The sequence below is a fragment of the Streptomyces sp. NPDC101152 genome (assembly GCF_044768275.1).
Lineage (GTDB): Bacteria > Actinomycetota > Actinomycetes > Streptomycetales > Streptomycetaceae > Streptomyces.
The window spans coordinates 8,704-18,637 of the sequence record NZ_JBIWPO010000087.1; the positions used below are offsets into that span (position 1 = coordinate 8,704).

9 protein-coding genes and 2 pseudogenes are annotated in these 9,934 nt (G+C 68.5%); 4 read left to right on the top strand and 7 right to left on the bottom strand.

Going from position 1 to position 9,934, the window contains the following annotated elements; translation table 11 throughout:
• Nucleotides 1-234: 234 nt before the first annotated feature.
• The gene (locus tag ACIRVK_RS43515; protein ID WP_404257399.1) at nt 235-963 is read right to left on the bottom strand and encodes a LamG domain-containing protein; all 729 of its coding nucleotides are present in this window, start codon (nt 961-963) and stop codon (nt 235-237) included.
• A gap of 141 nt (nt 964-1,104) precedes the next feature.
• Entirely contained in the window at nt 1,105-3,180 is a 2,076-nt protein-coding gene (locus ACIRVK_RS43520) for an RICIN domain-containing protein (protein ID WP_404257401.1), read from the bottom strand.
• A 901-nt stretch (nt 3,181-4,081) separates the two neighbouring features.
• Between ACIRVK_RS43520 and ACIRVK_RS43525 the strand changes: the two are divergent.
• Nucleotides 4,082-4,853 (top strand): annotated as a pseudogene (locus tag ACIRVK_RS43525) (transposase).
• A gap of 78 nt (nt 4,854-4,931) precedes the next feature.
• Nucleotides 4,932-5,531 (top strand): GNAT family N-acetyltransferase, encoded by a 600-nt coding sequence (locus tag ACIRVK_RS43530; protein WP_404257403.1) that lies wholly within the window; start codon nt 4,932-4,934, stop codon nt 5,529-5,531.
• A 198-nt stretch (nt 5,532-5,729) separates the two neighbouring features.
• On the opposite strand, the gene ACIRVK_RS43535 is transcribed toward ACIRVK_RS43530, so the two are convergent.
• Both ACIRVK_RS43535 and ACIRVK_RS43540 read right to left on the bottom strand, forming a co-directional pair.
• Complete coding sequence (locus tag ACIRVK_RS43535) at nt 5,730-5,948, bottom strand: hypothetical protein (protein ID WP_404257405.1); 219 nt, start codon at nt 5,946-5,948, stop codon at nt 5,730-5,732.
• Between the two features lie 387 nt (nt 5,949-6,335).
• On the bottom strand, nt 6,336-6,467 hold the full coding sequence (locus ACIRVK_RS43540) for a hypothetical protein (RefSeq protein ID WP_404257407.1): 132 nt from the start codon (nt 6,465-6,467) through the stop codon (nt 6,336-6,338).
• Nucleotides 6,468-6,471: 4 nt separating this feature from the next.
• Between ACIRVK_RS43540 and ACIRVK_RS43545 the strand changes: the two genes are divergently transcribed.
• Nucleotides 6,472-7,650, top strand: coding sequence for a hypothetical protein (locus tag ACIRVK_RS43545; RefSeq protein ID WP_404257409.1), 1,179 nt, complete (start codon nt 6,472-6,474; stop codon nt 7,648-7,650).
• A 239-nt stretch (nt 7,651-7,889) separates the two neighbouring features.
• On the opposite strand, the gene ACIRVK_RS43550 is transcribed toward ACIRVK_RS43545, so the two are convergent.
• The 3 genes from ACIRVK_RS43550 to ACIRVK_RS43560 all read right to left on the bottom strand — a co-directional run bounded on the left by ACIRVK_RS43550 (nt 7,890) and on the right by ACIRVK_RS43560 (nt 9,409).
• Nucleotides 7,890-8,648 carry a class I SAM-dependent methyltransferase gene (locus ACIRVK_RS43550; RefSeq protein WP_404257411.1) on the bottom strand — a complete coding sequence of 253 codons (759 nt, stop codon included), beginning with the start codon at nt 8,646-8,648 and terminating at the stop codon, nt 7,890-7,892.
• Nucleotides 8,649-8,725: 77 nt separating this feature from the next.
• Nucleotides 8,726-9,127 carry a glycine-rich domain-containing protein gene (locus tag ACIRVK_RS43555; RefSeq protein WP_404257413.1) on the bottom strand — a complete coding sequence of 134 codons (402 nt, stop codon included), beginning with the start codon at nt 9,125-9,127 and terminating at the stop codon, nt 8,726-8,728.
• Between the two features lie 168 nt (nt 9,128-9,295).
• Complete coding sequence (locus ACIRVK_RS43560) at nt 9,296-9,409, bottom strand: hypothetical protein (protein WP_404257415.1); 114 nt, start codon at nt 9,407-9,409, stop codon at nt 9,296-9,298.
• A gap of 20 nt (nt 9,410-9,429) precedes the next feature.
• Here ACIRVK_RS43560 and ACIRVK_RS43565 point away from each other — a divergent pair.
• Nucleotides 9,430-9,651, top strand: a pseudogene (locus ACIRVK_RS43565) (helix-turn-helix domain-containing protein); the annotation flags it as partial.
• Between the last annotated feature and the right edge of the window lie 283 nt (nt 9,652-9,934).

Genomic DNA, 9,934 nt, shown 5'->3' on the forward strand with positions numbered 1-9,934 from the left:
TATGCATGGCCGCTCACGCCGCCACGTGCGGCCCCCCCCCCCCCCGGGTAACGGCCCCCACCCCCGCCCGCCCCGCCCCCGAGACACCACGGGGGGGGGGGCCGCGCGGTTGTGGTGCGGGATCAGCCGAGGGTGAGGACGGTGACGGAGTAGCCGGGCACCGTGTGGGAGAAGGCCGAGCCGACGCCGGTGACGGTTGCGGTGCTCGGGGTGATCTTGCGACCTGCGTCGCGCTCATGACGCCGGAGTACATCCGTACGTCGTCCACGGCGCCGTTGACGAAGTCCGTTGTCTTTCCGCCCCGCAGTGCCTGGCCGACGCGCGTGTGACGGGTGGCCTGCCAGGCTCTGGTGAACGTGCTCGTGCTCTGTGCCTTCCGTCGACGTAGAGCGTCAGGGTGCCGGCCGTGCCGTCGTCCACACCCACCAGGTGGTACCAGGTGTTCGCCGCCGGAACGGCCTTGCTGTCGGTGCGCACTTCGGCGGCCGAGGTGCTGTCGGAGGCGCGGCGCGTGAACGTCCCCTTGCCCGTGGTGCCGTTCAGCTGGAGGTAGTAGCCACTGATGTTGGTGCCGTCGGCACTGACCACCGTCTGGTAGCCCGAGACCTTGTTCAGTTTCACCCAGGCGGAGACGGTGAAGCTGCCCGAGGTGTCGACCACGGGCGAGGGGACGTCCACGCTCCCGCTCGCCGTTCCGTTGACCGTCACCGCACCCGAACCGACCTGGCCACTCGTCCAGTCGGCGCCCGAGCCGAGGGTGGCGTCGTGGCCGGCGCCGGAGGAGTCGGCCGCGGTGGTGCCGCTGCCCTCGTCCAGCGCCCAGTGCCCGGCGAGGCTGACGGCCGCGGAGGCGGGTGTCGCCGTGGCGGCCACCAGACCGCCGGTCAGCAGGGCGGCACTGGCGACGAGTGCCGTGGCCCTCGTTCTGACCCGTTGTCTGAGACGGTGCACGGGTCGACGCATGACGAGATTACCTCTGTCCTGCGAGGCGGACGTCCCGGCCCGCACCGGCCCCCGTGAGGATGGATCCCCCGTAGTGATCCCTCTGCCTGGCATGCCGTCAGGCAGAGGAGTCCGGCGTCGCCGTGAGTGGCGGATCACCCGTCAGTTCAGGCTCCACTTCTGGTTCGATCCGCCGTTGCACGCCCACAGATCGAGCTTGGTCCCGTTGGTCTTGCCGCCGCTGTAGGCGTCGAGGCACAGACCGGACAGGCTGTTGGTGATGGTCCCGTCGGAGTTGACGGTCCACTTCTGGTTGGTGCCGCCGGTGCAGTCCCAAATGATGACCTTGGTCCCGTTGGTGGTGCCGTTGTTGTCGGCGTCCAGGCACTTGTTGCCGTAGACCGCCAACTCGCCCCGGGAGGTGCGGGTGAAGGTCTGGTTGTGGCCGCCGGCACAGTCCCAGAGCTCGGCCTGAGTGGCGTTGACGATGGTGTTGTCGGCGAGGTCCACGCAGCGGCCGGAGCCTGTGCCGACGATCTCGTTGCCGTTGGTCCCCGCGATGTCCTGCACGTACACAGCGTCCAGGTCGGGCGCCCAGCTGCCGGAGTTGGAGAATGTCAGCGTGTTGGCGGAGCCCTTCGCCAGGCCGATCAGGACTGAGACGGTGCCTGGAGTGGTCCAGGAGCCGGTCGGCGGGAAGGAGACGACGGTCGGGTCCTGCCCGTTGACCTGCAGGGTCGCCGTCCGGGTGGTGCTGTCGCCGTTCACGTACGCGACGTCGGCGAGCTTGACGCCGGAGGCGGTGGTGGTGACGCCCTTGAAGGTGAGGGTGTTGGCCGAGCCGTTGCCGATGTTGCCGACCTTGGTGCCTCCCGAGCAGCCGGAGCACGTGGCCGTAGCAGCCGACCCGGCGAGGGCGTTGGCCGAGGACTCCGCCTCGTAGGTGCTGCCGGACGCCTCGGTGCCGGAGACGGTGAGGAGCACTGCCTCGCCGGCGGGCACGGTCGCGGTGTAGCCCGTGGCGAAGCTGCCCTTGTCACTGGCCGCCCAGACATCGCGCACCGACGCGGAGTCACCGGCCAGCCCCATGTCCGCCCAGCGGGCGGTGATCGGCGCCGCCGCGGAGGTGCGGTTGAGCAGGACCACGGCCCGCTTTCCGGTGCCGGACAGCACCTTGCTGTAGACCTGCAGCCCCTTCGTGTCCTCGGCGACCTTGACGGCCTGGAGCCCGCGCGGGTCCTGGTCGATCGCGATGACCTCGGGGTTGGTGAGGATGGCCGCCGTCGTGGAGTCCATGGTGGTGATCTTGTTGCCGGCCAGCAGCGGGGCGCCCGATATCGCCCACAGGCTCAGATGGGTGCGATTCTGGGCGGCCGTCAGGCCGGACATGCCGACCATCATCATGTCCGGGTCGTTGTAGTAGCCGGTGTGCTGGGAGGAGGGGTGCAGCGTCTGGTCGAAGTTGCTCAGCATGTTGGACATCGACGGGGTGTTCCCCCAGAAGACGATGTCCGTGCTGGTCCGCCACATGGTGCCGTAGCCGGGGGCCCAGTTCCAGGGACGCCCGGTGCCCCACTCGCAAAACGACAGCACCAGCTTCCGGCCGGTCACCGCGGTGGCGGCGTCGTTGGCGGCGCTGATCGCCCGGTAGGTGGTCTCCTGGTTCAGCCCCTCCTTCTGGCCGCCGCACCAGTCGATCTTGACGAAGTCGAAGCCCCACTTCTGGAACTGCTCCATGTCCTGCTGGTAGTGGCCCTCACTGCCGGTGTTGGGCGCCGCCGGCTTGGTGGTGGGGTAGTAGTAGCCGCAGCCGTTCTTGCCGGCGTCGGTGTAGATGCCGGCCTTGAGGCCGAGGCTGTGGATGTAGGAGGCGATGGCGCTCATGCCGCCGGGCCACTGCGTGGTGTCGACGGAGATGTTGCCGTCGCTGTCGCGGGCGCCCTGCCACCAGCCCTCGTCGATGTTGACGTACTTGTAGCCGGCCTTCGCCATGCCGGACGAGACGAGCGCGTCGGCCTGCGCCTTGATGGTGCCGTAGTCGATGCTGCTGGCGAAGCTGTTCCAGGACGCCCACCCCATGGGCGGTGGTGAGACCGGGACTTGACGGGTGGTCACCGCTGTCGGTTCAGTCCGGCCGAGGTCCGGCACGGGTGGCTGCCCGCCCGCAGCCGCGAAGCCGCCGAGCACGAGAGCCAGCCCTGCGGCCCGGATGAGGATGCGTCTTGCCAAGCGTTTCACGGTGTTCTCCTTGTGGGGGTGACTCGCTGCCCGAATCGGTGGCCTCGGGCAGCACGGCGCGAACAGAAAGAGGGGACTGAGGGCAGGCGCCGGCAACTGGGCGGCCGGCCTGCCGCCCTGAGGGGGCGTGGGGTCTTCCGCGGGGTGTGGCAGCCCGGCGCGAAAAGAGTGTGCGACGCCTTGCACCGGCCTCCCCGCCCTGGACTTCGGAACCTCGTGGACCCGCTTCACCTGGCGATGGGAATTCTCAGCAATCGACACTTTCCAACAACATCGAACTGCGCAGACAGTAGGGCCGCGCAAAACGAGCCGTCAATACCTCAGAAGGGGTCAGAAGAACTGACATCTCTCGCGGACCGGCCGGACCGGAGCAGTTGGCAGCGGGCCTACGAGGCGGAGAACGCGACGGTCGTCAACGCCAACCGGCTCAGCTCCACCAGCGCCTCGAACGGAGGCTACGTCGGGCAGATCGACAACAAGACCGACATGCGGGACGACAGCTTCGTGGACTTCCTCGTCAACCTGCCGACCGCGCGCTCGTACGTGATGACGATCAAGTACGCCAACGCGACGGGAGCCGACTCCACATAGGGCCTCGCCTACGACGGCGGTGCCTGGTCGACCGTCACCTACCCGCCAACCAGCTCGGGATGGGGCAAGCCGGCCGGCACCGTGACCGTCGACGTCAACCTTCACGCCGGCTGCAACATGATCCGACTGGCGAAGGGATCACCCGGCTTCTCCGACGGCGTCGGTTACGCGGGACTCGACAGCATCACGCTCGCCTGACAGCAGACGGGATCTCCGGCAGGGCCGCTCCGAGGTGCGGGGCGGCCCTTGCCGCTGGTCCGTTTCTAGAGGTTGTCCCGTAAGCCCTGGCCAGGGGTGAGATGATCTTGGTGTGGGTGGGGTGATCACGGCGTCGGAGCCTGGCTGGATCGGGCTGTTCTCGGGACTGAGCGAGCGGCAGTTCCGCAAGCTGGTCGGTATCGCGCGGCGCCGAGGTGGCGGGGCGCCGACCGGTGGGCGCAAGTGGGCACTGCCGCTCGAGGACCGGATCCTGCTCGTGGCCGCCCACTGGCGGACCGACTTGACGATGCGACAGATCGGCCCGTTGTTCGGGATCTCGAAGTCGGCCGCGGACCGGGTCATCGACCACATTGCGCCCTACCTCGCGCTCGCTCCTGGTCCGCCGCCGGCATCCGGTGGGCACCGTGCTGATCGTGGACGGAACGCTCGTCCCGACGCGCGACCGCACCGTCGCGACATCGAGCAAGAACTACCGCTACTCCACCAACCACCAGGTGGTCATCGATGCCAGCACCCGCCTGGTCGTTGCCGTCGGACGCCCGGTCGCGGGAAGCCGGCACGACTCGAAGGCGTACGCCGAAATCGGAGCGGACCGGGCCGCCAGGGATGCCCCGGTCATAGCCGACGGTGGCTACCTGGGCACCGGTCTGCTGATCCCGCACCGCCGCCCGGCAGGCGGTGAACTGACCGACGAGCAGGAGACCGACAACAAGGTCCATCGCAAGGCCCAAGCCCGCGTCGAACACGTTTTCTCCCGGATGAAGAACTGGAAGATCCTCCGGGACTGCCGTCTCAAGGGTGACGGCGTGCACCAGGCCATGCTCGGCATCGCCCGCCTCCACAACCTCGCCCTCGCCGGATAGAACGCGGAAGGGACGGACATCGACCCCACCCCCAGCAATTCCAAGATCGCTTACGGGACAACCTCTAGCCTCGGGGTCATGCCGTCAGCGCCCCTGCCGACCGTTCTTGAAGGCTGTCATGTCCGGCTGGAGCCGCTGGCTCTGCGGCACGTTCCCGACCTGTTCCGGGTCGGCGGCCGTGACGAGGATGTCTGGCGCTGGTTGAGTGCGCCCACCCCTGCCAGCGAAGAGGAACTGCGCGGGATCGTCTCCAAGCGTCTCGAAGAGGTCGACGCTGGCAAACGCGTCGCGTTTGCGGTGGTCAGCCGCATTCAGGGCACGGCCATCGGCACGACGAATCTGCACAGCTGGCACCAGTGGGACGGTCGCGTAGAAATCGGAGGCACCTGGTTCGGCAGGACGTGGTGGCGCACGGCAGCGAACTCGGAAACCAAGCTGCTGACGATGACCTACGCGTTCGAGACCCTCGGTTTCGAACGCGTCGTCTGGCGCGTCGATGTGGACAACATCCGCTCACAGGAAGCCATCAAACGGATCGGAGCTCAGCTGCAAGAGCGCCAGGTAGGCGCACTGCTCAAGCCGGACGGAACCCGCCGTGACCTACTTGTCTTCGTCATGCTCCGAGACGAGTGGACAGCGGCGAAGGTCAACCTGACCGATCGCCTGGCGAGAGGGTAGAGAACAGACTCCAGGCTGTCGCGCGACTCTCGCCGGTCGCCCGCCCCAGCGGAGTGGGGTCATCGTGCTGATCTCCTTCGGGCTTCGACACCTCGAAGATCAGCCGGTGGCCGTTCATCTATGCGGGCATCAGCCCAACGCCGGAGCAAACCCCCGGATCAGGTCGAACCCGTACACCATCTCCATGGACGCAACCCCTCACCCGCCCTCCCCCAACGTCACCACTCCATCATGCTGCTGCAGCAGTGCCCTGAGCTCCGGATGCAGCTCGAAGCCGAGCCGCGACTCCAGCTCGATGAGCCGCTCGGGGACCGCCGGCCTTCGCAACATGGCGTGATCAGCGGGCGAGTTCACCTGGAGCCATGACTCAAAGCGAGTCCACTCATGCTCGAACGCAGAAAGATCTATCTGTGTCATGCGCTGAACATAGACGGCCGTACAGGCAGTTCGATTTCCGTCAGACTGCCCGCTCTGACCGATAGGAGTTGAAACACCCACTGAGCCGCGCTGTCGACAAGCTCGACACGGAGGGCGAGGAGGGGACAGGCCGCGAGATGGTGCGCCGCGCGCTCAGCGCCCTGCTGAGCAGATCACCGCCAACGCAGGACTCGAGGGCGACGCGGTCGCAGAGCGGGTGCGCTCCCTGCGGCGGGAGATGGTCTGAACACCGCGACCGGCGAGTAAGCCGACGTGGGGCTCCACCCTGTTTCTGTGTTCTCCAGTTGACGGCGGAACGGCTGGCGTCGCAGGAAAGCTGCCCCCAAGCCGTGGCTAACGACGTTACGGTGTTCCGTCATACCTGGCTCAGGGGGCGGCGATGCGGCAACGGATGCGGAATGTGCGGATACGGACCGTCGCGGCGGTGGCGCTGATCGGGTTGACGGCGGCATGTTCGAGCGGCGCCGGGCCGGCGCCGGTGCCGACGGTGACGGTCACGAAGATGGCGGCGGCCGGGGCAGTGAGCGCGCGGCTAGACGCCGAGCGCGGTGGCACCGTCGTCAGCCCTTCCGGGATCGAACTCACGGTCCCTGCCCACGTGTTGACCCGCAACGCGAACGCGACGATTACGCCGCTGTCCGGTGGCGTGGTGGACGTGCACCTGGACGCGCCGTGGTCGGGCCGGGTGCGGGTCGGGCTCCCGGTGTCCGGCGCTGGCGAGGGCGCACTGATGGCCCATTACCGGGACGGTGCCTGGCACGTGGAGGACGCCGCTGTGGCCGACGGGCGGCTGACCGCGTCGGTGGACTCGCTATCGCCCTTCAAGATGGTCAAATGCCTCTTCGGCGGCGAGGAAGGCATCACGAAGTGCCTGCTGAAGCAGGGAATCAAGATGATTCCGTCGTCCCTGGCAAAGAAGATCGGCCTGGACGTGACGAACACCTGCGGTGATGTGCTCGATCTGTCGTCGTGGTTGGGCGGCGGCGCGTGCAGCGCGGGCGACCCGCCGGGCTGGAAGGCGCACACCCCGTCTGCGACGCCCAACACGGCTGGCGGGGGCGATTCCGGCAGTTCTGGCGACGGAACCGGGGCTTCCGGGGGCCGGGCCGCGCCCGAGTACGGCTCCGTCGCGCTGGAGCGCGGGCCGAGGAAGGACTCGGGGTATCGGTACACGCTGACGTTCAGCGGGTGGGCGCCCGGCACGGCGCTGCAGGTGGAGTGCTTCGACAGCGCGAGCCCGTCAGGCTTCTACGGCTTCACCCTCATCGCGGACGCCTCCGGCGCCGCCACCACCAGCCAGTGCTACTCGTCCGACGGTTCGGACCACTGGGCCACGGCGAACGGCGTGGCCTCCAACCACGTTTCCTGGACCGCGGTCGCCGCCCCGCCCGCGTCGACCGTGCACGGCGAGCAGGAGGGCAGCCACGGCGTGAACACGTTCACCAACTACCACAACGCCTCCGGCATGGGCCCGCGCATCGCAGCCGGCCAGTGGGTGGACGTCACGTGCAAGGTCTACGACCCGACAATCCCATCTGTCACCCCCGGCGGCTACTGGTACCGCATCACGTCCTCCCCCTGGAGTGGCGCCTACTACTCACCCGCAAACACCTTCATGAACGGCGACTCCTGGGGTGGCCCCTATACCCACGACACGGACTTCGCCGTCCCGGACTGCTGACCGTGTGGTAATCCGTCAAGTTACGGGGTCGGGACTGGCGCGCCCCTTCCCACAACCATGGTCGTCGTGACCGTGGTCCGGACATGACTGCGGCCCGCCACCGGGGGAGGGCGGCGGGCCGAGGAGCGGCCGGAGCACGGACCGCTGTGAGGGTTGCCGGAAGTGTAGGCCCGCCCCGGTCGGCGAGCCTCCCGACGGCCACCAGGGCGAGTGTCCTTGGGCCTGCCTGTCCCCAAGGGCTATGGGATGCAAGGGATGGACGGGCGTCTGTACCCGCCCCCCCTCAACGCGTGGGTACCCGGACGAGCGGGCGTCTGGGTGGCGGCCGTTACAGGAACGCCCGGACGATGAGCGTGCCGACCTTGCGTGGTCCGGGTGGCGCGGGCAGAACCTGCGTGTGCACGCTCGTGAAGCCGTGCCTGCCGAGCAGCTGCTCCCACACCGCAGGCTCGTAGTCCCACCGCTTCAGCACGAGGGGGGTCCTCGTCGACGCCGCGCGGAATGTAGGAGGCCTGGCAGCCGTAGCAGCCCTCTACCGGAGGCCGCTGCGAGAACACCAGCGTCCCGCCCGGGCACAGCCGCTCACGCACCACGGGCAGCAGCCGGGCCGGGTCGGTGAACCACACCGCCCCGTACACCGAGTACACCGCGTCGAACGGCTCCCCGCAGTCCTGCAGGAAGGCGACCGCCTCCGCCTGGTGCAGCTTCAGCCCCGGCATCGCGCCCCACCGTTCGCCAGCCGCACGAAGTTGCGCGGGGGACACGTCCACGGCGACGGCCTGCATGCCGAGCGAGGCCAGGTGCGCGGCGTTGCCGCCCTTCCCGCAGCCCAGATCAAGGACACGGCCTCCGGGGGGCAGCGCGAGCAGCTCGGCGCCCGGGCCGTGGTCCTCGTACTGGGTCCAGTTGAACCAGGTCGTCTCTCCCCGTGCGTTCACCGGCCGGCGTTCGGGACGCTGCCGCGAGTAGGTGTCCCAGGCGATCGCCGTCTCTGTCACGTCGTGCTCCGCTCGTCGGGCAGCCGCCCGGCTGTGAGACCGGACGGCTGGAGTGTCCTACAGATGGGCCGTGGCCATCAGCCCCCCTTGGGGCTGTCGTGGCATCCGGCGTGGCACTGGTTGCAGTCGGCCGCGTCGCCCCACAGGTCCTTCTCGGCCGTGTAGCCGGCAGTGCGGATCGCGGTCAGGGTGCGCTCGCGCTCAGCCTGGGGGTCGCCGGGCGTCTGCTCGTCCTCGTCGGTGGGGACGTGGTGGACGAAGTGGCCCACCACGCGCTGGCAGAAGGCGGCGTAGTCGACGGTGTGCACGATGAACGCGTGCCATCCGTGGTCGACCAGCCGGCTCGGTACGAGGGACTGTCCGGGCTGCTGGCCGGAGGCGGCGATGAACGCTGCGGCCTGGCCGACGATGCGGCGGGCGGTTGTCGTGTCGATGTTCGGGTGGTCGGCGGTGATACGGCGGACGAGCCGCGCGGCCACCTCGGGTTCGACGAGGGCGAGTGGAGGGTCCGTCGTCCGGACCGAGCAGACGGGCTGCGGTGGCGAGCATCGTTTCGACGTCTGGCGGGGATTGGCCAGGCCCTGCCGCTACGGGCAGTTGGGCTGTACGGTGCGGCATGCCCCCGCCCTCCGTATACGCTCGGTTGCTTAACGACTACGACGGTAGGAAGCCGTGAGCAGCGCTTGAAGTGACTGCGGGTACAGGTGGATTGCCGCCATCCGCACGCAATGGGGGTGCCATGCCAACAGGACCAAGGTCAACCCTGACTGGCGGTCAGGGAATGCCGCCGCGGCCCCGAGCGGGAGTCATCTCCGGCTACGTCTTCCGCGTCATCCGCGAGCAGATGGGCTACACCCAAGAAGCCGTCGCCGAGCACCTGCGGGTGTCTGTCGACACGATCGCGGGTTGGGAGTCCGGCCGGCGCCCCCTGACCGCCGTGCCGGTCGGGCAGATGCTCATCCACCGCCACCGCCTCATGCAGATGGTCGAGGGTCGTGCGCTACGCCCCAGCAGCGTCCGCTCGGGCTGCCTGCCCGAGCGCGACGTGCGTGACGCGAAGCGGGCAGGTTGTGGCCGACTCGCCAGGCATGTCGCGCCCAGATAGTTGACGAATACCGGATGCGGGTCGACTCCATCTCGAACAGAACCGGCGTAACATCCGAGTATCGTTCCCGTCCGGCATAAGCCCAGTTCAGCGATCCAGCGCACCTTCGGTGCGCGCCGGGGGCGTGGTAAATCCCGTGGTGCGAGCCGAGGTGCTTCTGTCTGCCCTGACATGGGCTGAT

Excerpts from the sequence above, each read along its gene's own strand:
- ACIRVK_RS43545 (WP_404257409.1), top strand. The coding sequence starts at position 6,472 with ATGGCGGCGGCCGGGGCAGTGAGCGCGCGGCTAGACGCCGAGCGCGGT.
- ACIRVK_RS43515 (WP_404257399.1), bottom strand. The coding sequence starts at position 963 with ATGCGTCGACCCGTGCACCGTCTCAGACAACGGGTCAGAACGAGGGCC.
- ACIRVK_RS43530 (WP_404257403.1), top strand. The coding sequence starts at position 4,932 with ATGCCGTCAGCGCCCCTGCCGACCGTTCTTGAAGGCTGTCATGTCCGG.
- ACIRVK_RS43535 (WP_404257405.1), bottom strand. The coding sequence starts at position 5,948 with ATGACACAGATAGATCTTTCTGCGTTCGAGCATGAGTGGACTCGCTTT.